The sequence below is a fragment of the Pseudomonas sp. FGI182 genome, assembly GCF_000511325.1.
GTDB lineage: Bacteria > Pseudomonadota > Gammaproteobacteria > Pseudomonadales > Pseudomonadaceae > Aquipseudomonas > Aquipseudomonas putida_Z.
Window position 1 is genome coordinate 2,784,895 of record NZ_CP007012.1, and the last position, 26,996, is coordinate 2,811,890.

The 26,996-nt window shown below is 63.6% G+C and carries 23 protein-coding genes; 20 read left to right on the forward strand and 3 right to left on the reverse strand.

The window, feature by feature from the left end; genetic code table 11:
- Nucleotides 1-76: 76 nt before the first annotated feature.
- A complete protein-coding gene (locus tag C163_RS12260; protein ID WP_025339028.1) occupies nt 77-2,212 on the reverse strand; it encodes a TonB-dependent siderophore receptor in 2,136 nt (711 codons plus the stop codon).
- A 242-nt stretch (nt 2,213-2,454) separates the two neighbouring features.
- Entirely contained in the window at nt 2,455-3,345 is an 891-nt protein-coding gene (locus tag C163_RS12265) for a universal stress protein (protein ID WP_025339029.1), read from the reverse strand.
- Between the two features lie 147 nt (nt 3,346-3,492).
- On the opposite strand from C163_RS12265, the gene hisN reads away from it, so the two are divergent.
- Together hisN and C163_RS12275 are read left to right on the forward strand one after the other, a co-directional pair.
- A complete protein-coding gene (hisN, locus tag C163_RS12270) occupies nt 3,493-4,284 on the forward strand; it encodes a histidinol-phosphatase (protein WP_025339030.1) in 792 nt (263 codons plus the stop codon).
- A 222-nt stretch (nt 4,285-4,506) separates the two neighbouring features.
- The gene (locus C163_RS12275; protein ID WP_025339031.1) at nt 4,507-5,238 is read left to right on the forward strand and encodes a hypothetical protein; all 732 of its coding nucleotides are present in this window, start codon (nt 4,507-4,509) and stop codon (nt 5,236-5,238) included.
- A gap of 139 nt (nt 5,239-5,377) precedes the next feature.
- Here the strand turns inward: C163_RS12275 and C163_RS12280 are convergent, their stop codons facing one another.
- On the reverse strand, nt 5,378-6,358 hold the full coding sequence (locus tag C163_RS12280) for a LysR family transcriptional regulator (protein WP_025339032.1): 981 nt from the start codon (nt 6,356-6,358) through the stop codon (nt 5,378-5,380).
- 417 nt (nt 6,359-6,775) lie between these two features.
- Here C163_RS12280 and C163_RS12285 point away from each other — a divergent pair, with 417 nt between their 5' ends.
- The 18 genes from C163_RS12285 to C163_RS12365 all read left to right on the forward strand — a co-directional run bounded on the left by C163_RS12285 (nt 6,776) and on the right by C163_RS12365 (nt 26,919).
- Nucleotides 6,776-7,936, forward strand: coding sequence for a glycine betaine/L-proline ABC transporter ATP-binding protein (locus tag C163_RS12285; RefSeq protein ID WP_025339033.1), 1,161 nt, complete (start codon nt 6,776-6,778; stop codon nt 7,934-7,936).
- A gap of 19 nt (nt 7,937-7,955) precedes the next feature.
- The gene (gene proW / locus C163_RS12290) at nt 7,956-8,909 is read left to right on the forward strand and encodes a glycine betaine/L-proline ABC transporter permease ProW (protein WP_025339034.1); all 954 of its coding nucleotides are present in this window, start codon (nt 7,956-7,958) and stop codon (nt 8,907-8,909) included.
- Nucleotides 8,910-8,979: 70 nt separating this feature from the next.
- Nucleotides 8,980-10,008 carry a glycine betaine/L-proline ABC transporter substrate-binding protein ProX gene (proX, locus tag C163_RS12295; RefSeq protein ID WP_025339035.1) on the forward strand — a complete coding sequence of 343 codons (1,029 nt, stop codon included), beginning with the start codon at nt 8,980-8,982 and terminating at the stop codon, nt 10,006-10,008.
- 139 nt (nt 10,009-10,147) lie between these two features.
- Entirely contained in the window at nt 10,148-11,203 is a 1,056-nt protein-coding gene (locus tag C163_RS12300) for a GlxA family transcriptional regulator (protein WP_025339036.1), read from the forward strand.
- 361 nt (nt 11,204-11,564) lie between these two features.
- Nucleotides 11,565-12,521 carry a benABC operon transcriptional activator BenR gene (gene benR, locus C163_RS12305; protein ID WP_025339037.1) on the forward strand — a complete coding sequence of 319 codons (957 nt, stop codon included), beginning with the start codon at nt 11,565-11,567 and terminating at the stop codon, nt 12,519-12,521.
- 93 nt (nt 12,522-12,614) lie between these two features.
- A complete protein-coding gene (locus tag C163_RS26460; protein WP_081742267.1) occupies nt 12,615-13,499 on the forward strand; it encodes an RHS repeat-associated core domain-containing protein in 885 nt (294 codons plus the stop codon).
- Between the two features lie 83 nt (nt 13,500-13,582).
- On the forward strand, nt 13,583-14,941 hold the full coding sequence (gene benA, locus C163_RS12310; protein WP_025339038.1) for a benzoate 1,2-dioxygenase large subunit: 1,359 nt from the start codon (nt 13,583-13,585) through the stop codon (nt 14,939-14,941).
- Nucleotides 14,938-15,423, forward strand: a complete 486-nt coding sequence (benB, locus tag C163_RS12315) for a benzoate 1,2-dioxygenase small subunit (protein WP_025339039.1) — start codon at nt 14,938-14,940, stop codon at nt 15,421-15,423. The genes benA and benB overlap by 4 nt, the downstream gene beginning before the upstream one ends.
- A gap of 72 nt (nt 15,424-15,495) precedes the next feature.
- Nucleotides 15,496-16,506, forward strand: coding sequence for a benzoate 1,2-dioxygenase electron transfer component BenC (gene benC, locus C163_RS12320; RefSeq protein WP_025339040.1), 1,011 nt, complete (start codon nt 15,496-15,498; stop codon nt 16,504-16,506).
- Between the two features lie 199 nt (nt 16,507-16,705).
- Complete coding sequence (locus C163_RS12325) at nt 16,706-17,467, forward strand: 1,6-dihydroxycyclohexa-2,4-diene-1-carboxylate dehydrogenase (RefSeq protein ID WP_025339041.1); 762 nt, start codon at nt 16,706-16,708, stop codon at nt 17,465-17,467.
- A gap of 58 nt (nt 17,468-17,525) precedes the next feature.
- Nucleotides 17,526-18,875: an aromatic acid/H+ symport family MFS transporter gene (locus C163_RS12330; RefSeq protein WP_025339042.1), complete on the forward strand. Its 1,350-nt coding sequence runs from the start codon at nt 17,526-17,528 to the stop codon at nt 18,873-18,875.
- 30 nt (nt 18,876-18,905) lie between these two features.
- On the forward strand, nt 18,906-19,820 hold the full coding sequence (gene catA / locus C163_RS12335) for a catechol 1,2-dioxygenase (RefSeq protein ID WP_025339043.1): 915 nt from the start codon (nt 18,906-18,908) through the stop codon (nt 19,818-19,820).
- 161 nt (nt 19,821-19,981) lie between these two features.
- Complete coding sequence (locus C163_RS12340) at nt 19,982-21,181, forward strand: benzoate/H(+) symporter BenE family transporter (RefSeq protein ID WP_025339044.1); 1,200 nt, start codon at nt 19,982-19,984, stop codon at nt 21,179-21,181.
- A 54-nt stretch (nt 21,182-21,235) separates the two neighbouring features.
- Nucleotides 21,236-22,486 carry an OprD family porin gene (locus C163_RS12345; protein WP_025339045.1) on the forward strand — a complete coding sequence of 417 codons (1,251 nt, stop codon included), beginning with the start codon at nt 21,236-21,238 and terminating at the stop codon, nt 22,484-22,486.
- Between the two features lie 420 nt (nt 22,487-22,906).
- Complete coding sequence (locus tag C163_RS12350) at nt 22,907-23,983, forward strand: metal-dependent hydrolase (protein WP_025339046.1); 1,077 nt, start codon at nt 22,907-22,909, stop codon at nt 23,981-23,983.
- Between the two features lie 3 nt (nt 23,984-23,986).
- Entirely contained in the window at nt 23,987-24,679 is a 693-nt protein-coding gene (locus tag C163_RS12355; RefSeq protein WP_025339047.1) for a TraX family protein, read from the forward strand.
- Between the two features lie 244 nt (nt 24,680-24,923).
- Nucleotides 24,924-25,835, forward strand: a complete 912-nt coding sequence (locus tag C163_RS12360; protein WP_025339048.1) for a LysR family transcriptional regulator — start codon at nt 24,924-24,926, stop codon at nt 25,833-25,835.
- A 100-nt stretch (nt 25,836-25,935) separates the two neighbouring features.
- Entirely contained in the window at nt 25,936-26,919 is a 984-nt protein-coding gene (locus tag C163_RS12365) for an LLM class flavin-dependent oxidoreductase (protein WP_025339049.1), read from the forward strand.
- Nucleotides 26,920-26,996: the final 77 nt, after the last annotated feature.

Here is a 26,996-nt window from a genome sequence, read left to right on the forward strand (position 1 = left end):
CTCCTACAGGAGATCGCGGTTTCCTTGTAGGAGCGGCCTTGTGTCGCGATGGGCTGCAAAGCAGCCCCAGGAACGGTCAGAAGGTATACGAAACCCCAGCCTGCACCGTCCGCGGCGCACCCGGGTAGACGTAGTTGTTGAACGCGCCTTCGTCATAGCCCTTGTTGAAAACGTTCTTCACGTCCAGGTTCAACCGCACGTGTTCGTTGACCTTGTAGAAGCTCAGCAGGTCGACCACGCTGTAGCGCTCCATGGTGTAGGTCGTGGCTGCCGTCTGGCCGGCGCGATCATCCACGTACTTCACCCCAACCCCCAACCCCAGCCCCTTGGCCAGGCCATCCTGGAACTCGTAGGTGTTCAGCAGGCTGAAGCTGTTGCGCGGAATGTTGGCCAGGCGCGTGCCCTTGGGCAGGGTCGTATCCTGGGTCACTTCGGCGTCCACGTAGGCATAACCACCGATCACGCGCCACTCCGGCGTCAGGTTGCCGGCGATGTTGATGTCCAGGCCACGGCTGCGCACTTCGCCGGCCGCAATACTGTAGGTACCGGTTGGGTCGTTCGGGTCGCGCGCCAGGACGTTCTCCTTGACGATGTGATAGATCGCCGCGTCGATGCTCAGCTGGCGGTCGAGTGCCTCCCATTTCACACCCAGTTCGTAGGACTTGCCTTTTTCCGGGTCGAAACCTCCGCCCCCGCTTGGCGTGCCCGTGTTGGGCTTGAACGAGCGCGCGGTGTTGGCATAGACCGCCACCGTATCGGTCAGGTCGTAGATCAGGCCGAAGCGTGGGGTGACGCCATTTTCGCCTTTGCTGAAGTCGCGGTTGGTCGGCAGCTTGTCGTCGTAATCGTGCTCGAAGCGCTCGAAGCGCACGCCCGCCAGCGCCTTCAGTCGCTCGGTCAGGGCCACCTGGTCCTGGATGAATGCCGCCCAGGTCTTCAGGTTTTCCTTGTCATGGGTGGTGGTGCGGGTCAGGGCAGGGCGTGGCTGGCCCAGTACCGGGTCGAAGATGTCAATCGGGTACTTATCGGCACCGCTGGCCGAGCGCTGGATGATCGAGTTGTAGTCGTAGTCTTCGTACTCGATGCCCGTCAGCAGTGTATGAGCGTAGCCGCCGGTGTCGAAGTGGCCGGTGAGGTTGAGCTGGTAGTCGCGGTCGGTCCACTCCAGTTTGCGGTAGTTGAAGTTGCGCCCCAGCGTGCGGCCGTCAGCCTGCAATGCGTTGGCCTCCACGGCGTTGCCCTTGAGTGAGCCGTCGAGCCACTGCATGCCACCGCCCAGCGTCCAGTTGTCGTTGAGCAGGTGCTCGAAACGCAACTGGGCCATGTTGTTGTCGTTGTGCAGCAGGTTGTCGCTGCCTTTTTCCCAGATGTTGGTGTCTCGCGAAGCTGTGCCGAGCTGGCCGGGCAGGCGGGTCAGGCCACGGTCCAGCGGGTGGTTATTGCGCATGAAATCGCCCTCGAAGACGATCTTCGTGCTGTCGTTGACCTGCCAGCTGAGCACCGGCGCCACGTCATAGCGCTCGCTTTCCACGTCGTCACGGAAGCTTTCGCCGCCTTCGCCCAGCAGGTTCAGGCGGTAGGCCAGCGAGCCGTCCTGGTTCAGCGGCCCGGTGGCGTCCAGGGTCGCGCGGTGCATGCCCTGGTCATCGAACTGGCTGCCCAGGGTAACTTTCGACTCTGGCAGCGGCTGCTTGCTGACCACGTTGAAGGTGCCACCGGGGTCGCCACGGCCGTACAGGCTGCTGGCCGGGCCGCGGATCACTTCCAGGCGCTCGACGGTGTTGGCGTCGGGGGCGTTGGGGTAGCCGCGGTTGATCGGGAAACCGTTGCGGTAGAACTCCCCGGTGGTGAAGCCACGCACGGTGAAGGTGGTCAGGCCCTGGCCGCCGAAGTTGTTGGCGCGGCCGACACCGCCGGCGTAGTCCAGGCCATCCTGCAGGCGCGTGGCGCCGGTATCTTCCAGTACATCCTTGGGCACCACGCTGACCGATTGCGGGGTTTCGTGCAGGGCGGTGTCGGTGCGGGTGGCGCTGGCCGAGCGGGTAGCCTTGTAGCCCTCGACCGGGCCATCGGCACGTTCGCTGTCGGCGCTGCTGGTGATGTTCAGGGCCTGGAGTTCGATCTGGGCGGGTTCGCCGAGCGGTTCAGGCTCGGCAAAGGCCAGCGGGGAGACAGCATGAAGCACACAAAGCGAAACGAACGTGCGACGCATCGACGGTACGATCCTGGAGTAGGGCGCTGAGGGTAGGTTGGGCAAGCGCCGAGAAACTACTACGAATCATTATCAAATGCATTCTTTTTGTGTGGCACTGGTGTACCAGATACCAAGTGGAATTTGTGCTGGATTCTTCGCGGGCACGCCCGCTCCCACAGGTTCGTCACAGGCTCAGGCTTTGTGCATGACCTGTGGGAGCGGGCGTGCCCGCGAAGGGGCCAGTTCAGGCGCAGCAGCTCTCAGCGAACCGCCTTGATCGCCAGCACATTGCACAGCGGATGCTCCAGCACATGCGCCGTGGTCCCGCCCAGGAACGTCTGCATGGCGTCATGCCGGTGGCTGCCCATCACGATCACATCCGCCCGGCTATGCCCGACGAACTGGGCAATCACCTTGATCGCGGCCCCTTCCAGGAAGTGCCTGCGCTCCAGCGGGATCTGGTGGTGGTCGCCCAGCCGGTTGAACGCCGCCCGCTGCGCGGTGCGCACGCTGACATCGAAGCCGGGCATGGTCACCGTGCCGGCGCCGAAGTCGGCAATGTGGGTCTTGGCCGCGTCGCACACATGCAGCAGGTGCAGTTCGGCATTGCACTGCAGGGCCAGGGCATGGGCGCAATGGATCACCTGCTCATCCAGGTGCTCGCCGGCGCCATGGCTGTTCAGGTCCACCGCGGCGGCAATCTGCCGGGGCAGGGGCAGGCGGATATCGCTGACCAGGTGCACGGCGACCGGGCTGTCCTTCAGCAACTGCCAGTCCAGTGGCGTTACCAGCAGGCGCTTGAGCACCGGTTCGTGCTGCACATCCTTGATCAGCAGGTCGCAACCCAGCCGTTCCACCCGCTCCAGCACGCTGCCCAGCGGATCGCGGGTCAGCAGCAGTTCGGTAGACACATCCAGGCCGGCGTTGGCCAGTTGTTCGGCTTCGTCCGCCAGCCATTGGCGGTTGTCGCTGAGCAGCCGCTCACGCTCGCGGCTATCGCTCATCAAACCGAAGGTGTCGACATCGTCGACGAACACGTTGATATCCAGCAAGGCCCCGCTGGATTCCGCCAACGCCGCAGCACGTTGCAGCGCCGGCGTGTGGCGCATCTGCGGGCCGAGCATGACGAACAGACGCTTGAACTGGCTCATCTCACACCTCCACGTGTGGCAGCCCCCCGGTGATCTGGTCTTGTTCAGTCTAGACCGCGCAGGGCCGCATGAGCGGCCGACGGAGGCTGGCGCGGCACGGTGTGTCGGGTATGATGCGGACCCCATCATTTTCACGAGGCCCGCCCCATGTCCCTGAGTGCTGAACAGATCGGTGAATTCCGCGCCTTCGCCGAGCAGCTGGCCGATGCTGCTGCCGTGGCGATCAAGCCATACTTTCGCGCCAGCCTGGACGTCGAGGACAAGGGTGGGCGCCTGTACGACCCGGTGACCGTGGCCGACAAGGCAGCCGAGGACGCCATGCGCGAGCTGATCCAGGCCCGCTATCCCGACCACGGCATTCTCGGTGAAGAAGCCGGCGTGGCAGTCGGCAGCAGCCCGCTGACCTGGGTGCTCGACCCGATCGACGGCACCCGTGCCTTCATCACCGGCCTGCCGCTGTGGGGCACGCTGATTGCCCTGAACGACGGCACGCGCCCGGTGGTAGGGGTGATGAACCAGCCGTTCACCGGCGAACGCTTTGTCGGCACACCGGAAGGCGCCTGGCGCAGCGGTACGCCGTTGCAGACCCGCGCCTGTGCCGACCTGGCCTCGGCCACGCTGATGTGCACCACGCCGGACATGTTCGATACCGCCGCGCGCAAGGCTGCGTTCGAGGCCGTTGCCGGCAAGGCGCGCCTGATGCGCTACGGTGGCGATTGCTATGCCTACTGCATGCTGGCTTGCGGGTTTGTCGACGTGATCGTCGAGGCGAGCCTGCAGCCGTATGACGTGCAGGCGCTGATGCCGATCATTGAAGGGGCGGGCGGGGTGATCACGGCGTGGGATGGCAGCAGCGCGCAGAATGGCGGGTGCGTGGTGGCCTGTGGTGACCCGGCGCTGCATGCGCAGGTGGTGGAGATGTTGCGTCACGCCATGTGATCCATGTGTTGCCTGCGCCGGCCCCTTCGCGGGCTTGCCCGCTCCCACAGGTTCATCACAGGTGCTGCGGGCTGTGCGGTCCCTGTGGGAGCGGGCAAGCCCGCGAAGAGGCCGGCAAAGGTATCCCCCCCCGATCACCGCACTTTTTCCAATTTCCGGGCTCTATGCTTGGCCAGGCCACACTGATCCCCGGTGCGGCCGCCGAATATCGACCCGGTGCCGATGGTTGCAAGCAAGCCAAAATTCTTCCTCCGCCTGCTATTGGCAGGCACCCTCACGTGCCTGTGCGCCTGCACCCAGCAGCAGGGTCGCGACATGGTCAACCAGCTCGGCAACGGCAAGCCCAGCGAACTGTTCCAGACCAGCGTCGACCGCCTGGCCACGCTGTCCATGCGCGACAACCTGCAGAGCTTGTACCTGCTGATGAACAAGCTTTACCTGCGCAACCCCAACCAGTGGAAGCTGTCCGGCTACGTGGACGCGGCCACTGCCGAGCGGCAGATCCGTATCGCCATCGAACAACGCCAGCCCTTGCCGCAATTGGGCAACCGTCGCGACCTGGCAGCCTTGAGCTATGCCCTGAGCCCCGAGTTTCGCGGTGACCGGGTGGGCGCCTTCATCTACGCCATCGGCAGCATGCTGATCACCGCGCACGGCGGGCGTACCGAGTTCTACATGACCGATACCATCGACCCGCTGTTCGTCAACAACGCGGCACGCAATATCGAGAAGGCCACCTGGATGTTGAGCCAGCGGCAGGATGCCAATGGCGTGCTGCTGTTGTTCTCCAACGAAATCTCGGAAGAGGGCAGCAACCTGAGTTTTGCCGTGGAGTTCGGCAAGATCGTGGCACGGCTGGATTTGCTGGCGGAGTTGCTGGATGAGCGGTACAGGCGGATTGGCTTGAATTATGCGCAAAGCCTGCTGTTGATGAACTTCCTGCCGGTGCAGTGAAATGGGTGGTTCCGGGTTGCCTGTACCGGCCTCTTCGCGGGCATGCCCGCTCCCACAGGTACTTCATCGCCCTTCAGGCTGGTGATATCCCTGTGGGAGCGGGCGTGCCCGCGAAGGGGCCAGCACAGGCAACCGACATTCAGCGGGTACGCAACGACTCCAGCAACGGCTGAAACTCCGCCAGCAACCAGTCCCGCAAGCGGCAGCAACTGGAGTCATGGTCCTTGTCTTCGTTGAACGCCAGGAAGTGGAAGGTATCCTTGAGCACCAGTTCCTCTTCCACCGGCCTTGCCAGCAGCCCTTGGGCCACCAGCGGCTCTACCAGGTGGTGCCAGCCCAGCGCCACGCCCTGGCCACCCAGGGCCAGCTGCACCAGCAGGTTGTAATCGTTGGCATTGAAGAAGTGCGGGCCGGTGTTGGCGCGGCTTTTCAGGTCGATGTCATGGAACGCCAGCCAGACGTTCCAGTCCACGTGCTCGGCCACCTGCGAGCGGCCATAAGGGCTGAGGTTCAACAACGTGCCATCTCGCAGCCCCTGCAGGGTACGCACTTCTGGGTGCTGCGCCAGGTACAGCGGCGTGCACACCGGGTAGATCACGTCGTGGTTGAGCTGGTGCGAGCTGTAGCCCGCCTGCACCTTGCCCAGTTTGGTGATGTAGATGTCCGGGCGCACCCCGGGCTCCATGGCCAGGAAGTTCTGCGTGGTCACCAGGTTGATGTCGATGTCCGGGTTCTCATCGAAGAACCTCGGCATCCGCGGCCCCATCCACAAGGCGGCGAAGGCCGGCGAACAGCACAGGGTGACCACCTGCTTGCTGTTGGTGTTGCTGCGAATGCGCTCGGCAGCCTGGGAAATGTTGACGAACGACAACTGCACCGCATCGAAGAAGATCGAACCGGCCACCGTCAGCTCCACCGCACGGCCCACGCGGGTGAACAACTCGGCGCCCAGGTAGGTTTCCAGTTCGCGGATTTGCCGGCTGACCGCTGCCTGGGTCACGCACAGCGCCTCGGCGGCGCGGGTGAAGTTCTGGTACTTGGCGGCGGCGACGAAGACTTTGACCGCACGCAGCGAGGGCATCTTGATCAGCGTCTGATCGGGTTCGGAGTGTCTGACCATGTCGGTGGGGTGCAGTCCTTTGTAGGAGCAGCCTTGTGCTGCGAAAGGGCCCCTACAGGCACCCAAGGCTCAAGTGTATGAGCCGGTCTCTTCGCAGCACAAGGCTGCGCCTGCATTCAAGCGTACTGCGCCAGGCTCTGGCTCGGGGCTCAGGCCCTGATTGATAACTTCAGGTAATGGTTTGCGTGAAACAAATGTCGTTGGACCCGCTCTGGATCAAGGCCTAACGTTAAACCCACGGCGCGACATTCGAGACATCGATAGTCGGACAATTTTGAAGCAGGACATTCTGCGTGCCGGTTTTGACTCACGTTCGAATTTGAACGGACTGCCAAGCGTACTCGCACTGATCTCTACCCGCCTTATTGAAAGTGCGATGTTGAAAGATTGGTTAATAAGCATAATAAAGAGGGTCGTATGAGCCATGCCGATGAGATTCTTTCGGTAAAAAACATCTTCAAAGTGTTCGGTCCCAACCCGAACATGGCCATGGAGATGCTCCGCAAGGGGGCCGACAAGAATGAAATCTTCAGCAAGACCGGCCACGTCGTCGGCGTGTTCGATGCAAGCTTTTCCGTCAAGCGTGGCGAAATCTTCGTCATCATGGGCCTGTCCGGTTCGGGCAAGTCGACCATGGTGCGGCTGTTCAACCGCCTGATCGAGCCCACCTCCGGCAGCATTCACCTCAACGGCAAGGAAATCACCGGGCTCTCCGACAAAGCCCTGCTGGATGTGCGCCGCAAGGAAATGGGCATGGTGTTCCAGTCCTTTGCGCTGATGCCGCACATGAGCGTGCTGGAAAACACCGCGTTCGGCCTGGAGATTGCCGGCGTAGCGGAGGCCGAACGCCACAGCCGCGCCCGTGAAGCATTGAGCCAGGTTGGCCTGGCCGGCCATGAAAACAGCTACCCGCACCAGTTGTCTGGCGGTATGCAGCAGCGTGTAGGCCTGGCCCGGGCCCTGGCCAACGACCCGGCGATCCTGCTGATGGACGAGGCGTTCTCCGCGCTCGACCCGCTGATCCGCAGCGAAATGCAGGGCGAGCTGATCCGCCTGCAGGCCGAGCAGCAGCGCACCATCATCTTCATTTCCCACGACATCGAGGAAGCCATCCGCATCGGCCACCGCATCGCGATCATGGAAGGTGGCCGCGTGGTGCAGATCGGCACCCCGCAGGAGCTGATCAACCAGCCGGCCAACGACTACGTGCGCACCTTCTTCAAGAGCTTCGACAGCTCGCGGGTGCTCAAGGCCGGTGATGTGGCCAAGTTCGACCCGGCGGTGGTGTGCAAGGTCAACGGCAAGGCCCCGAGCTTCCAGGCCGGCGTGCCGTTCGGCTACCTGGTCGACGACCGAGGGCAGTTGCTGGGCGTGGTCGACACCGACGCCAACGGCGCTACCGCCAGTGAGCGTTACAGCCTGCACGAGCAGTGCCCGGTGTACACCGATACGCCACTGCACGAAGTGCTCGGGGTGGCGGCCGACCTGCCGTACCCGGTACCGGTGCTCGACCGCCAGGGCGCCTTCAAGGGCACGCTGTCGAAGAACGAGCTGTTGCAGACCCTGAGCCGCCACTAATACCCAGAGGTACACCCTCATGTCCGAATTCAGCATTCTCGACCCGTTCCAGGCGGCCACCATCCCCTTGGGCGACTGGGTCACCGCCACCCTGAACTTCCTGGTGCACAACTTCCGCGAGGTGTTCCGCGCCATCCGCTGGCCGATCGACCAAGTGCTCAATGGCATCGAGTTCACCCTGCAGAGCATCCCACCCACCATCGGCATCATCCTCTCCTCGCTGCTGGGCTGGCAGCTGGCCGGCAAGCGCATGGCCGTGCTGTGCTTCGTCACCCTGACCTTGCTAGGGCTGATCGGCGTATGGGCCGAATCCATGACCACCCTGGCGCTGGTGCTGACCTCGGTGTTCTTCTGCGCGGTCATCGGCATACCGCTAGGCATCCTGTGTGCCCGCAGCGATCGCCTGGAGCGCATCATCCGCCCGCTGCTCGACGCCATGCAGACCCTGCCGGCCTTCGTCTACCTGGTACCGGTGGTGATGCTGTTCGGCATCGGCAACGTGCCCGGCGTGCTGGTGACCATCGTGTTCGCCTTGCCGCCACTGGTGCGCCTGACCAACCTGGGCATTCGCCAGGTGCCGGAAGACAAGATCGAGGCCGCCCGTGCCTTCGGCTGCACCCCACGGCAGATGCTGACCCGCGTGCAACTGCCGTTGGCCACCTCGACCATCATGGCCGGCCTCAACCAGACCCTGATGCTGTCGCTGTCGATGGTGGTGATCGCCTCGATGATTTCCGTCGGCGGCCTGGGCCAGATGGTCCTGCGCGGTATCGGCCGCCTCGACATGGGCTTGGCCACGGTCGGTGGCGTAGGGCTGGTGCTGCTGGCGATCTTCCTTGACCGCCTGACCCAGGCCATGGGCGCCCGCACCAGCGCCGACCCGAGCCTGCGCTGGTACCACACCGGCCCGGTAGGCGTGGTCATGCGCCTGTGTGGCGTGGCGCAACCGCAAGGGCGGCGCAAGACCGCCTGAGCACTGCAAGGCTTTTGAGACGTTCGATCTGCCGCACTTGAAGATAAAAATCAGAAGAAGGTAAGCGACGATGCACGAATCCAAGTTCTCCCGCAGCATCCTCAAATGCGCCACTGCGCTGACCCTGGTGGCAGCCGCGCTGGGCGCGCACGCCTCGGCCGAAAAACCGGGGGAGGGCGTGAAGGTTACGCCGATCTTCCCCTCCATCGCCGAAGAGCGCTTCCGTGGCGAAGTGGCCATGGAAGGCCTGCGCGAGCTGGGCTACAAGGTCCAGGAGCCTAAGGAGACCGAGTACGGCGTGATGATGGTGGCCCTGGCCAACGGCGATGCCGACTTCACCGTGCACCTGTGGGACAAACTGCACAACCAGTTTTACCAGCAGGCCGGTGGTGACGATGTGATGGTCAAGACCGGCGACATTCTGCCGGGCGTGGCCCAAGGCTACCTGATCGACAAGAAAACCGCTGACCAGTACAACATCAAGTACATCACCGACCTCAAAAAGCCAGAGATCGCCAAGCTGTTCGACACCGACGGTGACGGCAAGGCCGACATGACCGGTTGCAACCCGGGCTGGGGTTGCGAGCTGGTGATTGCCCACCACATGAAAGCCTACGACCTGGACAAGAGCATCACCGTCAACCAGGGCTCGTACTTCGCGCTGATGGCCGACACCATCACCCGTTACAAGGAAGGCAAGCCGATCTTCTACTTCACCTGGGTGCCACAGTGGATCGCCAGCGTGCTGGTCGAGGGCAGGGACGTGGTCTGGCTGGAAGTGCCGAAGACCGACCTGCCGGATGGCAAGAATGATGTCGACACGATGTACCACGGCAAAAACCTCGGCTTTGCCATCGACAAGGTGGTGGCCGTGCTGAACAAGGACTTTGCCGAAGAGAACCCGGCAGCGCTGAAGTTCCTGTCGCTGGTGCAGATCAGCACCGACGACGAGAGCAACCAGAACCTGAAGATGCAGCAGGGCGAGAAGAAGCCTGCCGACATCACCCGCCATGCCAAGGAATGGGTAGCGGCGCACCGCCAGCAGTTCGACCAGTGGCTGCAGGCATCGCGTGACGCGGCTGCACAGGCCAGCAAGTAACCTGTTCCATCAGTGCTGGCTTCTTCGCGGGCTTGCCCGCTCCCACAGGATCACCACAGGCTTGAGTACTGTGGTTTCCCTGTGGGAGCGGGCAAGCCCGCGAAGAGGCCACCGCGATTTCCGCAGTAGAGTTAAAGCCATGAGCCACTTCGAAAGCATCCTCAAGAACACCAACCTGGCCCACCTGGACCCGGCCATCCGCACTTCGCTGTCGATGCCATGCCAGCGTGTCGCCTTCGTCCTGCGTGAGCACTTCTCGATGATGGCCTTCACCGCCGCCATGGACAGCCTGGTCACCGCCAACCTGATGAGTGCCACGCCGTTGTTCCAGGTCCAGGTGGTGGGTGAGGGTACCCAGGTGATGAGTGACCTTGGCATCGCCCTGCCGGTCAACACCCAGCTGGCCGACCTGGAGGTGCAAGGCCTGGACTGCCTGCTGGTGTGCGGCGGCTTCCGAGTGCGCCTGGAAACCGCACCGCTGCTGCGCGCCAGGCTGCGTCAGGCCGACCAGCACGGCTGCCAGCTGGGCGGTTTGTGGAACGGTGCCTACTTCCTGGCCGAAGCCGGTTTGCTCAACGACCATGATTGCGCCTTCCACCCCGATGGCCGGGCGATGATGAGCGAGCTGTTCCCCAAGGTGCGCATCAGCCGCCAGGCCCATGTGCTGGACCGCCGGCGCATGAGCTGCGCGGGCGCCAGTAGCGCGCTGGACATGATGCTGGCGCTGCTTGAACAGTGCGGTGGCGTAGCGTTGCGCCGCGCCGTGGAGCAGATGCTGGCGTGCGACCGGGCGCGGGTACTGAGTGATGCACCTGCCAGCTCGCCGGAAATCGACCCCAGCCTGCCCAACGGCGTGCGCCTGGCCCTGGAGCTGATGCACGCCAATATCGAAGACCCGATCGGCATCGACGAGATCGCCGAGCATGCCGGCTTGTCCAGGCGGCATCTGGAGCGCCTGTTCCGCCGGCATGTACAGGCCACGCCGCCGCGTTACTATCTGGAGCTGCGGTTGACCCATGCACGACAGTTGCTGCAGCACACCAGCAAGTCATTGACCGAAGTGGCGGTGGCCAGCGGGTTTGTCAGCTTCCCGCATTTCTACCGGCGCTTCCGTGAGCTGTTCGCCATTGCCCCGCGGCAGTACCGGGCAAGGAGCCAAGGGTGGGCAGGGCGGCAGGATGTGGCTGTGCACTGAGTTATCTACTGTTTGTGCCGGCCTCTTCGCGGGCTTGCCCGCTCCCACAGAGCCTTGCACAGGCCCAGAGGGCTGCGGCGATCCTGTGGGAGCGGGCAAGCCCGCGAAGAGGCCAGCACAGGAAAACACCGTTCGATAAACGAACACTGACCCTGTCCTGCCTGTCCGCTATCCGCCCATCCATTCCCAAGGTTGCATTGCCCAACCCCCGCCTTTTTGCTTAAGTGTGCCCATCCACCGGTTGTCGCCTGCCCCCGCGACCCGCAGCCGGCTCGATAGAATGACCGTGACGACCGCAACCACAGCCCACCGGGCCGTAGGAAGCGGCGACCAGAACAATAACGATCCGAGTGCCTTGCCTATGGAAAGCCGCCTGCTGAGCGAGCGCAGTAGCGTGTTTCATCACGCCGACCCTTATGCTGTGTCCGATTATGTGAACCAGCACGTAGGCCAGCATTGCATCGGTCTGTCCCGCACCACTCATCCGCAAGCCAGCCTCAGCCACCGCAAGTTCGCCGAACTCGACCTGTGCCGCATCAGCTACGGCGGCAGCGTGCGCGTTACCTCGCCGGCACTGGAAACCATCTATCACCTGCAGGTGCTGCTCAATGGCAACTGCCTGTGGCGCGGGCACAAGCGCGAGCAGCACCTGGTGCCGGGCGAGCTGTTGCTGATCAACCCCGACGACCCGGTTGACCTGACCTACTCGGAAGACTGCGAAAAATTCATCCTCAAGGTGCCGACCCGGCTACTGGACTCGATCTGCGACGAACAGCGCTGGCACCGCCCGGATGGCGGGGTGCGGTTCTTGCGCAACCATTACCGGCTGGACGAGCTGGACGGGTTCGTCAACCTGCTGGCCATGGTCTGCCAGGAGGCAGAGGTGAGCGATTCGCTGCCCAGGGTGCAGGGCCACTACAGCCAGATCGTCGCCAGCAAGCTGCTGACCCTGATGAGTACCAATATCCGCCGCGAAAGCCTGAGCGCGCCGCAAGCGGGCCTGGAGCGCATACTCGACTACATCGAACGCAACCTGAAGCTGGAGTTGTCGGCTGAGGTGTTGGCAGAGCAGGCTTGCATGAGCTTGCGCTCGTTGTATGCGTTGTTTGACCAACATCTGGGCACCACACCCAAACATTACGTGCGTCAGCGCAAACTGGAGCGGGTGCATGCATGCCTGAACGACCCGACCTGCGGCGTGCGCAGCGTGACAGAACTTGCTCTGGACTATGGCTTCCTGCATTTGGGCCGGTTCTCCGAGGTGTACCGGCAACAGTTTGGTGAGCTGCCTTCGCAGACGTTCAAACGGCGGGGGTAAGGCTTTCAGCTTGCCCACCTAATATTTCTACCAGTTGATTGGGTCTCGTGCCTTTTCCACTATTTGCCTAATCTCGGGTGAACGGTGGAAATCATGTCGACCTCACAGAAAAAACTCTATTTTTACTCCTCCGAAGGTCTCGCGCTGGTCAAGCCTACCGCAGCAGGGGCTACGACTTTGCTGCGGGCCGCAGGCCGCACGCTCGCACAGCGCGATGATGGGCAGGCAGCTTTCTACGCCGTGGACGTTCAGGGGTCTGTCCTCGTTTTTTCCTCTTGTTCGCTGTATTACACCGTTTATGGGCATGATGGAGAAGTCCAGTGCGCATCGGTGCTGCACTACAGCGGACAACGAAAAGAGTCTGCCACGGGGCACTATCTGTTGGGCGACGGGTACCGTGCATTCAGCCCGGTTTTGATGCGATTCAATGCACCCGACAGTATGAGCCCTTTTGGTAATGGAGGTCTAAATGTCTACTGCTACTGCAATGGCGATCCTGTGAACAAAGTCGATCCAAGTGGTCATGTCGGAGATAGCTTTGTTAGCGGCGGCCTATTCACCAGACGGTGGGGGCTTCGCTCGGTTGCATCCTATGCACTTGGTAAAAATGCACCAGCCTTAAAACCCCTGAAAGTGAAAAAGGCGTTATCTGAATTTGACCCTCACCTCCGAGCTAGGGTGAGCGACGCAAGAAGGCATCAATCTTGGCAGCCAAAGGATGTCAAACGACTTGAGAATTCAAACGGTTTCCTTCAAGGCAGGGCTAATCGTTTTGAGTTGGCAGAAGAGTATTTTAACGCTCGCAATTACGTTGTAGAGGCAGAAGCAGCAGCTGAGACGAGGAAAGAAATTGTGCGAGTCCAGCAATGGGTTACTCAAACTATCAAAATGGCAAATAAAGAAATGAAGCGCACTCTCTTCGAAGAGTTGCCGTTTTCCCTTGCAGGCGAGATGACAAACAAGCGCAATGGTGGATAACACTCTGCACAATCCGGATAGTCCCCCGCCAGCGGTCTCCCTAACCTGACCAGGTCTAAACAATAACAAGGGAGACCCTGGCCATGTCCCTGGGATTCGACTACCTCAATGCCTTGCTCGAGGACGACCGTGACAAGGGCATCTACCGCTGCAAGCGCGAGATGTTCACCGACCCACGCCTGTTCGACCTGGAGATGAAACACATCTTCGAGGGCAACTGGATCTACCTGGCCCACGAAAGCCAGATCCCCGAGAAAAACGACTTCCTCACCCTGACCATGGGGCGCCAGCCGATTTTCATCGCGCGCAACAAGGACGGTGAGCTCAATGCCTTCCTCAACGCCTGCAGCCACCGCGGCGCCATGCTGTGCCGGCACAAGCGTGGCAACCGCTCCAGCTACACCTGCCCGTTCCACGGTTGGACCTTCAACAACAGCGGCAAGCTGCTCAAGGTCAAAGACCCGAGCAACGCCGGCTACCCCGACAGCTTCAACTGCGACGGCTCCCACGACCTGACCAAGGTGGCGCGCTTCGAGTCGTACCGTGGCTTCCTGTTCGGCAGCCTGAATGCCGACGTCAAGCCACTGGTCGAGCACCTGGGCGAGTCGGCCAAGATCATCGACATGATCGTCGACCAGTCGCCGGAAGGCCTGGAAGTGCTGCGCGGTGCCAGCTCGTACATCTACGAAGGCAACTGGAAGCTCACTGCCGAGAACGGCGCCGACGGCTACCACGTCAGTTCCGTGCACTGGAACTACGCCGCCACCCAGAACCAGCGCAAGCAGCGCGAGGCGGGTGAAGAGATCAAGACCATGAGTGCCGGCGCCTGGGCCAAGCAGGGCGGTGGCTTCTATTCCTTCGACCACGGCCACCTGCTGCTGTGGACCCGCTGGGCCAACCCCGAGGACCGCCCGGCCTACGAGCGCCGTGAGCAGCTGGCCGCCGACTTCGGCCAGGCCCGTGCCGACTGGATGATCGAGAACTCGCGCAACCTGTGCCTGTACCCGAACGTGTACCTGATGGACCAGTTCAGCTCGCAGATCCGCATCGCCCGGCCGATTTCGGTGAACAAGACCGAAATCACCATCTACTGCATCGCACCGAAAGGCGAGAGCGCCGATGCCCGCGCCAAGCGCATTCGCCAGTACGAAGACTTCTTCAACGTCAGCGGCATGGCCACCCCGGATGACCTGGAGGAGTTCCGCTCGTGCCAGACCGGCTACGGCGGCGGCACCGGCTGGAACGACATGTCCCGCGGCGCGGCGCACTGGGTGGAAGGCGCCGACGAGGCGGCCAGGGAGATCGAACTCAAGCCGTTGCTGTCCGGTGTCCGCACCGAGGACGAAGGCCTGTTCGTGCTACAGCACAAGTACTGGCAGGACACCATGATCCAGGCCCTGAAGGACGAACAGCAACTGATCCCCGTGGAGGCCGTGCAATGAGCCTGTATGAAACCGTGCGCGACTTCCTCTACCGCGAAGCGCGCTACCTGGATGACGCCCAGTGGGACCAGTGGCTGGAACTGTACGCCAGCGACGCCAGCTTCTGGATGCCGAGCTGGGACGATGACGACACCCTTACCGAAGACCCACAAAGCGAAATCTCGCTGATCTGGTACGGCAACCGTGGCGGCCTGGAAGACCGGGTGTTCCGCATCAAGACCGAGCGCTCCAGTGCGACCGTGCCCGACACCCGTACCTCGCACAACATCAGCAACATCGAGATCGTCGAGCAGGGCGAAGGTGAGTGCCAGGTGCGCTTCAACTGGCACACCCTGAGCTTCCGCTACAAGACCACCGACAGTTACTTCGGCACCAGCTTCTACACCCTCGACCTGCGCGGCGAGCAGCCGCTGATCAAGGCCAAGAAAGTGGTGCTGAAGAACGACTACGTGCGCCAGGTCATCGACATCTACCACATCTGATCCAGGGTTTTGCGAGCGCTGCCCGGTGCGTCCTGCGACGCGCCGTGGCCCGGCTCGCCCGCGAGGTGCAACATGAGCTACCAGATCGCACTGAATTTCGAAGACGGGGTGACCCGCTTCATCGAGGCCACCGGCCATGAAACCGTGGCCGATGCCGCCTACCGCCAGGGCATCAACATCCCGCTGGACTGCCGCGACGGCGCCTGCGGTACCTGCAAGTGCAAGGCCGAGTCCGGGCGCTACGACCTGGGCGACAACTTCATCGAAGACGCCCTGAGCGAAGACGAAGTCGCCGAAGGCTACGTACTGACCTGCCAGATGCGCGCCGAAAGCGACTGCGTCATCCGCATCCCGGCCTCGTCGCAGCTGTGCAAGACCGAGCAGGCCAGCTTCGAGGCCGCCATCAGCGATGTCCGCCAGCTGTCGGCCAGCACCATCGCCCTGTCGATCAAGGGCGAGGCCCTCAGCCGCCTGGCTTTCCTGCCGGGGCAGTATGTCAACCTCAAGGTGCCGGGCAGCGAGCAGAGCCGCGCCTATTCGTTCAGCTCGCTGCAGAAGGACGGCGAGGTCAGCTTCCTGATCCGCAACGTGCCGGGTGGGCTGATGAGCAGCTTCCTGACCAACCTGGCCAAGGCCGGCGACAGCATGACCCTGGCCGGGCCGCTGGGCAGCTTCTACCTGCGGCCGATCCAGCGCCCGCTGTTGCTGCTGGCCGGTGGTACCGGCCTGGCGCCGTTCACGGCGATGCTGGAGAAGATCGCCGAGCAGGGCAGCGAGCACCCACTGCACCTGATCTACGGCGTGACCAACGACTTCGACCTGGTCGAACTCGACCGCCTGCAGGCGCTGGCGGCGCGCATCCCCAACTTCACCTTCAGTGCCTGCGTGGCCAACCCCGACAGCCAGTACCCGCAGAAGGGCTACGTGACCCAGCACATCGAACCGCGCCATCTCAACGATGGCGATGTGGATGTGTACCTGTGCGGCCCGCCACCGATGGTCGAGGCGGTGAGCCAGTACGTGCGCGAGCAGGGCATTACACCGGCGAACTTCTACTACGAGAAGTTCGCGGCGGCGGCCTGAGGTTTTGCCAGGGCCGCCTGCCTCGTGCCGATGAGGGCGGCCTCCATTCAATTGACTGTCAGATTGCTGGGGCCGCGGTGCGGCCCTTTCGCGACACAAGGCCGCTCCTACAGGGGACCGCGGTGCTTGTAGGAGCGGCCTTGCGTCGCGATGGAGGGCGCAGCCCTCCCGGCAATGCTGGACTGAGTAGGAGATCGAGATGAACAACCGATTCCAAGGCAAGGTCGCCCTGGTCACCGGTGCCGCCCAGGGCATCGGCCGTGGCGTGTGCTGGCGGCTCAAGGCCGAAGGCGCGCAAGTGGTCGCGGTAGACCGCTCCGAACTGGTTCACGAACTGGCCGGCGAGGGCATGCTCACCCTCACCGCCGACCTGGAACAACACGCCGACTGCGCCCGGGTCATGGCCAGCGCGGTTGAAGCATTCGGCCGCCTCGACATCCTGGTCAACAACGTCGGCGGCACCATCTGGGCCAAGCCCTTCGAACACTACGAAGTGGACCAGATCGAAGCCGAAGTACGCCGTTCGTTGTTCCCTACCCTGTGGTGCTGCCATGCCGCACTGCCGTACATGTTCGAACGCGGCAGCGGCGCCATCGTCAACGTCTCGTCCATCGCCACCCGTGGCGTCAACCGCGTGCCCTATGGCGCGGCCAAGGGCGGCGTCAACGCGCTGACTGCGTGCCTGGCCTTCGAAACCGCCGGCCGGGGCATCCGGGTCAACGCCACCGCTCCCGGCGGCACCGAGGCGCCACCCCGGCGCGTGCCGCGCAACAGTGCCGAGCAGACCGAACAGGAAAGGCACTGGTACCAGCAGATCGTCGACCAGACCCTCGACAGCAGCCTGATGCACCGCTACGGCAGCATCGACGAGCAGGTCGGCGCGATCCTGTTCCTCGCTTCCGACGAAGCCTCGTACATCACCGGCGTGACCTTGCCGGTAGGGGGCGGCGACCTCGGCTGAGCGGCACCCACAAGGCAAAGAGCTTTCTTTCACAACAAAAACAAGAGCGACAGATGCCATGCGAACCCTTGACGTACACCCGATCATCGATAACGCGCGCTTTACCCCGTTCCACTGGATGGTCATGGCCTGGTGCGGCCTGCTGCTGATCTTCGACGGCTATGACCTGTTCATCTACGGCGTGGTACTGCCGGTCATCATGAAAGAGTGGGGCCTGACCCCGTTGCAGGCCGGTGCACTGGGCAGCTATGCGCTGTTCGGCATGATGTTCGGCGCCCTGGCGTTCGGCAGCCTGGCCGACCGCATCGGGCGCAAGAAGGGCATCGCCATCTGTTTCGCCTTGTTTTCCGGGGCGACCATCCTCAACGGGTTTGCCAGCAGCCCGAGCGAGTTCGGCATCTACCGCTTCATTGCCGGCCTGGGCTGTGGCGGCCTGATGCCCAACGCCGTGGCACTGATGAACGAGTACGCGCCCAAGCGCCTGCGCAGCACGCTGGTGGCGATCATGTTCAGTGGCTACTCGCTGGGCGGCATGCTCTCGGCGGGTGTCGGCATCTTCATGCTGCCGCGTTTCGGCTGGGAATCGATGTTCTTCGCCGCAGCGGTGCCACTGCTGCTGTTGCCGGTGATCCTCTACCACCTCCCGGAATCGATCGGTTTCCTGGTGCGCCAGGGCCGTACCGACGAGGCCCGCAAGCTGCTCAAGCGGCTGGACCCGGTTTGCGACCTGCAACCTGACGATGTACTGGTCGCCCCTGTGGGAGCGGGCTTGTCCCGCGAAAGGGCCGGCAAGTTCACCGCTGTAGTCGAACTGTTCCGCAACGGCCTGGCCATTCGCACCCTGGCGCTGTGGCTGGCGTTTTTCTGCTGCCTGCTGATGGTCTACGCGCTCAGTTCCTGGCTGCCGAAGCTGATGGCCAACGCCGGCTACAGCCTGGGCTCGAGCCTGTCATTCCTGCTGGCGCTGAACTTCGGCGGCATGGCCGGGGCGATCCTCGGCGGCTGGCTGGGCGACCGCTACAACCTGGTCAAGGTCAAGGTGGCGTTCTTCATTGCCGCCGCGCTGTCGATCAGCCTGCTGGGCGTCAACAGCCCGATGCCGGTGCTGTACCTGCTGATCTTCATTGCCGGCGCCACCACCATCGGCACGCAGATCCTGCTGTATGCCGGCGCCGCCCAGCTGTACGGGTTATCGGTGCGTTCCACCGGGCTGGGCTGGGCCTCGGGCATCGGCCGCAACGGCGCCATCGTCGGCCCGCTGCTGGGTGGTGCGCTGATGGGCATCAACCTGCCCCTGCAACTCAATTTCATCGCCTTCGCCATCCCCGGCGCAATTGCCGCGCTGGCCATGGCCGTGCACCTGGCCAGCGGCCGTCGGCATGCCCGGGCCATTGCGGCGCAGGCGTAACTCCAGAACAACAACATGAGGTATCCCACCATGACCGTGAAAATTTCCCACACTGCCGAGGTACAGCAGTTCTTCGAAGAGGCCGCAGGCTTTGGCAACGATGCCGGCAGCCCGCGCCTGAAGCGCATCGTGCAGCGCCTGCTGCAAGACACCGCGCGGCTGATCGAAGACCTGGAAATCAGCGAGGACGAGTTCTGGCATGCCGTCGACTACCTCAACCGCCTGGGCGGTCGCGGCGAGGCGGGGCTGCTGGTGGCGGGGTTGGGCCTCGAGCACTTCCTCGACCTGCTGCAGGATGCCAAGGACCAGCAGGCAGGCCTGGTCGGCGGCACCCCACGCACCATCGAAGGCCCGCTGTACGTGGCCGGTGCGCCCATCGCCGAAGGTGAAGTGCGCATGGATGACGGCAGCGAGGAGGGCGTTGCCACGCTGATGTACCTGGAGGGCCAGGTGCTCGACCCGCAAGGCCGGCCGCTGCCGGGAGCCACGGTTGACCTGTGGCATGCCAATACCCGTGGCACTTATTCGTTCTTCGACCAGAGCCAGTCCGAGTACAACCTGCGCCGGCGCATCATCACCGATGCCCAAGGGCGCTACCGCGCGCGCTCCATCGTGCCGTCCGGGTATGGCTGCGATCCACAGGGGCCGACCCAGGAGTGCCTGGACCTGCTCGGCCGTCACGGCCAGCGTCCGGCGCATGTGCACTTCTTCATCTCGGCACCGGGGTACCGACACCTGACCACGCAGATCAACCTGGCCGGAGACAAGTACCTGTGGGATGACTTTGCCTATGCCACGCGCGATGGGCTGGTGGGCGAGGTGGTGTTCGTCGAGGGCGAGGCGGGGCGGCATGCCGAGCTGAAGTTCGACTTCCAGTTGCAGCGGGCCCAGGGCGGTGCCGATGAGCAGCGCAGTGGGCGGCCGCGGGCTTTGCAAGAGGCCTGATCCACCCAGTTGGCTTCTTCGCGGGTGAACCCGCTCCCACAGGTACGGCGCAAATGCTGGAACCTGTGTAGTCCCTGTGGGAGCGGGTTTACCCGCGAAGAAGGCAACACAAGAACAAGAGCCGGTCACCTAGCCCGGCCAGATGCCTTGCTAGAGGTGCCATGAAAACCCTGATCAAGGACAGTTCACTGTCCGCCATCGTCGCCGGCTGCATCGCCACGATGATCTCCTACGCAGGCCCCTTGGTGATCATCTTCCACGCCGCAGAAGCCGCCGGCCTGTCCCATCGGCAACTGTCCTCCTGGGTCTGGGCAGTGTCCATGGGCAGCGCCGTGATTGGCGCGCTGCTCAGCCTGCGCTACCGGGTGCCGGTGGTGATCGCCTGGTCGATCCCCGGCTCGGCGCTGCTGGTCACCGCCTTGCCGCAACTGGGCCTGGAACAGGCCGTGGGCGCCTACCTGGTGGCCAACCTGGTTTTGCTGCTGATCGGCATCAGCGGGGCCTTCGACCGCATCATCGCGCGCCTGCCGGGCTCCATCGCCGCCGGCATGCAGGCCGGCATCCTGTTCAGCTTCGGCATCGAGGTGTTCCGCGCCTTGCCGGTGCAACCGCTGCTGGTACTGGCAATGTTCGTCACCTACGTGCTGATGCGCCGGCTGCAGCCGCGCTACGCCGTGGCGGCGGTGCTGTGCGTGGGCACGGTGGTGACCGTGGCCAGCGGGGCGTTTCGCAGCGAGGCGCTGGTGCTGGAGCTGGCGTCGCCGCAGTGGGTCACCCCGCAGTTCAGCCTGGCAGCGGTATTCAGCCTGGCACTGCCGCTGGTGCTGGTGGCCCTTACCGGGCAGTTCATGCCGGGCATGGCGGTGCTGCGCAACGCCGGCTACCCCACGCCGGCCAGCCCGATCATCAGTGCCAGCGCCCTGGCCGGTGCCGCGCTGGCGCCGTTCGGTTGCCACGGGCTGAACCTGGCGGCGGTCACCGCCAGCCTGTGCACTGGCCATGAAGCCCATGAAAACCCACGGCGACGCTATGTCGCGGCGGTGGCTGGCAGTGCGCTGTACCTGCTGCTGGGGATCGCCGGGGCCACGCTGATGTCGCTGTTCGCAGCATTCCCCGCCGCCCTGATCGCCGCCCTGGCCGGGCTGGCCCTGTATGGCGCCATCAGCGAAGCCCTGGCCCGCAGCCTGGCGGAACCAACAGAACGCGATGCCGGGCTGTTCACTTTTCTGGTCACCGCTTCGGGGGTGGCCTTCCTGGGCCTGTCGGCAGCGTTCTGGGGCCTGCTGTTCGGCCTGCTGAGCCATGGTTTGCTCAGGCTGCGCCAGCCACGCGCCAGGGAGGTGCTGCGCCGTACCCCATGAACCGCCGTGCTTCCAACGCTTTACCCATAAAAACAAGATCAAGAGAGCTTCGGAATGAACCACACCCCTTGCGTCGCCCTGGGCCTGACTTTGCTCAGCCAACCGTTGCTGGCCGCCGAAGGCGGCTTCTTCGAAGATTCGAAGGCCACCCTGAGTGCCCGTAACTACTACTTCAGCCGCGACTTCTCCGACATCGTCGGGGCCAACCGGCAATCCAAGGCCGAGGAGTGGGCCCAGGGCTTCATCCTCGACTTCAAGTCGGGCTACACACCGGGCACGGTCGGCTTTGGCATTGATGCCCTGGGCCTGCTGGGCATCAAGCTCGACAGCAGCCCCGACCGCACCAACACCGGCTTGCTGCCGGTGCACGGCGATGGCCGCGCCGCCGACGAATACAGCCGCCTGGCGCCCACCTTCAAGGCCCGGTTGTCCAGGACCGAATTGCGCGTCGGCGAACTGCAACCCAACCTGCCGGTGCTGACCTTCAGCGACATCCGCCTGTTGCCTCCCACCTACCAGGGCGCAAGCCTGAGTTCGGCGGAAATCGACGGCCTGACCGTGCAGGCCGGGCACCTGAAAAGCACCCACCTGCGCAACGAAGGCGGCGACGGCAAGATGAACGCCATGCTCGGCCATGTGCCGATGCGCCAGGCAGAAAGCGATGCCTTCAACTACCTGGGCGGGGACTATGCGTTCAATGCCAACCAGAGCAGCGTCAGCCTGTGGTACGGGCAGCTGGAGGACATCTATGAACAGGGCTTTGTCGGCCTCAAGCACAGCAAGCCCGTAGGCAACTGGGTGCTCAGCGCCAACCTGGGGTATTTCACTGCACGCGAGGATGGCGATGCGTTGCTCGGCAACATCGACAACCAGGCGTTTTTCTCGATGTTCACGGCCCGGCATGGCGGGCACAGCTTCCATGCCGGCTACCAGGGCATCTATGGCGACAGCCCGTTCCCACGGGTATTCGCCAACATCTCGCCGCTGGGTAACGAAGTGCCGACCTATGAGTTCGCCTACACCGACGAACGCTCGTACCAGGTGCGCTACGACTACAACTTCGCGGCCATGGGCGTGCCGGGGTTGACCGCGACCGTGCGCTACATCACCGGTAACAATGTCGACACTGGGCTGGGTTATGAAGGGCGCGACCGCGAGCGCGACCTGGACATCGGTTACGCCGTGCAGGGCGGGGTGCTGAAGGGGCTGGGGATCCGGGTGCGCAATGCCATGGCCCGGTCCAACTACCGCAGCGACATCGACGAGAACCGCTTGACGCTGGTGTACACCTGGCAGTTGTTCTGACGCATCCACAGGATGCCTGCGGGACCTTTGTAGGAGCGGCCTTGTGTCGCGAAAGGGCTGCGCAGCAGCCCCCGACGATCTTCAGGGAAATCGAGATAGCCGGGGCCGCTGTGCGGCCCGTTCGCGACACAAGGCCGCTCTCATAGAACAACACATAACTCATTGATTTAGCCAGGCTCTGTGGGAGCGGGCGCGCCCGCGAACACCGGCGGAGCCGGTGCCAGGCACCGCGTTGGATTCTTCGCGGGCACGCCCGCTCCCACACGGTACGCGGACCGCTTGCGCACTGGGTTCTCTGCGCGACAGCGCAGCCCAAAGGGCTGGGCCATCTCCCACAATGAAAGCCCATAACCAAGGGAATTGCGCATCAGGGCAGGATGAAGGTAGCTTCTGGAAACCACCTTTTCAGGAATGCCACCCTTGGACTCCATCACCCAGGCCGTACTCGGCGCGGCCCTGCAGGGTACCGTACTCGGCCGCATCCAGGGCCGCCGCTCACTGCTGTATGGCGCGGCGCTGGGCACGCTTCCCGACCTGGACGTGATCATCCGCTACGCCGACCCGGTGTCGCAGATGACCTACCACCGCGGCTTTTCTCATTCCCTGTTCGTGCTCACCGGGCTGGCCTTGCTGCTGGCCTGGCTGGTCAACAAGTGCTGGCCAGGCAAAGGCTATACCTTGCCCAGGCTGTTCCTGGCGTTCTGGCTGGTGCTGGTCACCCACCCGTTGCTCGACGCCTTCACGGTCTACGGCACGCAGTTGTTCTGGCCTTTGCAGGCCACCCCGGAAAGCTGGGCAGCGGTGTTCATCATTGACCCGGTCTACACCGTGCCGCTGCTGGCCGCGGTGATCTACGCAATCATCAAAGGGCTGACGCGCAAGGCTACGCAGTTACTCACCTTGGCCCTGGTATTCAGCGCAGCCTACCTGGGTTTCGGCCTGGCCGGACGCATGGCGGCCGAGCAGCGTTTCCAGGCTGCCCTCGATCGCCAGGGTATCGCCGTCAGCCAGGTACGTGCCGTGCCGATAGCCTTCAACAGCCTGGTCTGGCGGGTGCTGGCCAAGACCCCGGATGGTGATTACTACGAAGGCATCAGCAGCGGGTTCGACCAGCAAGCGCCAGAAATGCAGCGTTTGCCGCGTAATCTGCAACTGGCGCAAGCGCTGGCCGGGCATCCGCTGCACCAGCGTTTGCGCTGGTTCACCGATGACTGGCTGCGCTACGACCAGGTCGGCGATGCGCTGGTGGTCAGCGACCTGCGCATGGGCATCCCGGGGAACTACACGTTCCGCTTCAACATGGCCCACCGAGACAGCCAGGGGCACTGGATTGCCGATGTGCCGTCGATGTGGAAGGGCGCTGGACCAGGGGCGGCGTTCAATGGCGACGACCTGGTGCTGATCTGGCGACGGATCGTCGAACAGCAGCCACCCTTGCCGCTGGCTGCCTGGACCGACCGTTACCTGGGCCCTGGCGCAGTCGAGCCCGGGCGCTGAGGCATGCGATCAGCCGGGCTGGACCTGGTCAAGTGGACGGCGATGCTGACCATGGTCGCCGACCACCTGCGTTTCCTGTGGCCTGCTGCCGATGGCCTGTTCATATTGGGGCGGTTAGCGTTTCCGCTGTTCTGCCTGGCGATTGCAGTGAATGTGGGGCGCGCCAGGGGCGGGGCGCTGTATACCCGCGGCAACCTGCGTTATCTGGGGTTGATGCTGGTGTTCGCGGTGCTGTCGGAGCCTGTATACCGTTGGCTGGACAGTGGTTCGCCAACGTTCAGCGTGATGCCGACCTTGGTGTTGGGGTTGCTGGTTGCCTGGGGCGTGCATCATCCGTCGAGGTCGGCGCGCGTGCTTGGCGTTGCCGGTCTGCTTGCAGGGTGGTTGTTCAGCGAACAGCTGATGTACGGGCTGCCGGGGATGATGCTGCCGGGCGCCTGGTTGATGGCCCGCCGCAAGGGAGGGGCGGCCTGGGTGTTGCCTTGCCTGTTGGCCATGGGTGGGAACCTGACCAACAGTTGGTTGCGGGAACATCTGTTGGCACCCATCACCGTGCTGACGCTGATTGCTGCAGCCTTGGCGATTCCGGTCGGGTTGCTGTTGCTGCGTCATGATGATTGGCGGGTGCCAGCAGTGGGACGTTGGGGCTACCTGTTCTATCCGGTGCATTTATTGGTGATCAAGGTCCTCGCTTGATCGCTCTTGCGGCCACACCTGCCGTTTTGGCATGCGAAGATCATTGTAGGAGCGGCCTTGTGTCGCGAAAGGGCTGCGCAGCAGCCCCGGCAATCTTCCTGGCGATTGAAATTGCCGGGGCCGCTGCGCGACCCTTTCGCGACACAAGGCCGCTCCTACAAATGCTGTGCAGCCTCGATAGTCCTGCTTGCATTTCACAGATTCATACCCATCTAAACCGGCCGCACCAGACTCAGGAACTCCCATGGAACCCAACCGCTTCGGCGACATCGCCGCCTTCGTCAGCGCCGCGAAGGCCGGCAGTTTTACCGCCGCCGCCGCCACCTTGGGCCTGACGCGCTCGGCGGTGGGCAAGAGCATCGCTCGCCTGGAGGCGCGCATGGCCGTGCGCCTGCTCAACCGCACCACGCGCAAGCTGAGCCTGACCGACGAGGGCCTGGTGGCCTACGAGCGCTGGCGGCAGATTCTGGATGACCTGGACGAGGTGGAAAGCACCATGGCCCAGCGCCGTGGCAAGCCCACCGGCACCCTGCGCCTGACAGCACCCCTGTCGTTCGGCCAGCGCCATGTGCTGCCGATTCTCGACCGCTACCTGAAGCAGTGGCCCGAGCTGCGCGCGGATATCCGCTTCACCGACCGTTTCGTCGACCTGGTCGAGGAGGGTATCGACGTTGCGGTGCGTATCGGCGCACCGAAGGAAGACTCGCAACTGTTGACGCGCACGGTGGCCTGGCAGCAGTTCGTCACCTGCGCCTCGCCCGCATACCTGGATGCACGCGGCGTACCGCAGGTGCCCAGCGACCTCTACGGCCACGACAAGATCGCCTTCCTGGCTGGTGAAAAGGCCATGCCGTGGCGCTTCCATACCGAAGCGGGGCTGCACCTGTGCGAAGACCCCGGGCGGCTGAACATCGACAGCTCCGAGGCGATGCTCGACGGCGCGCGGGCGGGTTTCGGGCTGATTCACCTGCCCACCTACATTACCGGCGACGACCTGCGCGCCGGCACCCTGGTGGAGGTGCTGCAAGCCTATCGGCCGCCAGCGGACCCGATTCGCATCGTCTACCCAAGCAAGCGCCACCTGTCGCCACGGGTACGCGGCTTCATTGATCTGCTGGTGGCCAGCTGGGAACCGGGCGTGCCCTGGGAATACTGATTGGGGAATGGCAGGCCCCTATGCCGGGCCTGAAGCCGGGTTTATCACTGGCTGCGCAGCAGGGAAACTGGCAGTCACTGATAATCCCTGTGGAGACCCCATGACTGCACTGTCCGTACTGGACCTGGTCATGATCGGCGAAGGCAAGACCTTCGCCGACGCGATCGAAGAGTCCCGCCAACTGGCGCGCCATGTCGAGCAACAGCACTACAGCCGCTACTGGATCGCCGAACACCACGACATGCCGGGCATCGGCTCGGCCGCCACGTCACTGGTCATCAACGAAATCGCCAACGCCACCCGGCATATCCGCGTCGGCGCCGGTGGCATCATGCTGCCCAACCACGCGCCGCTGGTGGTGGCCGAGCAGTTCGGCACGCTCGACACCCTGCACCCTGGCCGCATCGACCTGGGCCTCGGCCGTGCGCCGGGCAGCTCCGGGCCGACCGTGCGCGCCTTGCGTGGTGCTGCGCCAGAGCGCGACTTCAGCCAGGACATCGCCGAGCTGCGTGACTACCTGGCCGACAACGGCCAGCGCCGCGTGCGCGGCGTGCCGGGCAAGCATGACATCCCGGTGTGGATCCTCGGCTCCAGCCTGTTCGGCGCCGACCTGGCAGCGAAACTGGGCCTGCCCTATGCCTTCGCCTCGCACTTTGCCCCGCGCTACCTGCTGCAGGCCATTGCCCATTACCGGGCCAACTTCCAGCCTTCGGCACAACTGGCCAAGCCGTATGTGATGGTGGGCATGAACCTGTTCGCCGCCGATAGCGACACCGAGGCGGATTACCTGGCCAGCTCCCATCGCAAATGGATGCTGGACTTGCATGTCGGGCGCTTCGGCCTGTTGCCCAAGCCGCAGGAGGGGTATGTCGAAAGCCTGCCGGACCATGAGCGCGCGGTACTCGAGCAGGTGATGGCCTGCACCGTGGCCGGCGGGCCGGAGCGGGTAAGGGAAGGGTTGCGCACGCTGATCGAGCAGACCGGGGCGGATGAACTGATGATCGACTGCCGCATCCACGACCCGCAGGCGCGGCAGCGTTCGCATGCCTATGCCGCGCAGGCCCTGGCTGAACTGAGGTCTTGAAAGTTGTGGGGGGCCGTGTAGGAGCGGCCTTGTGTCGCGAAAGGGCCGCAAAGCGGCCCCGGTTTTGTTGCCAATGT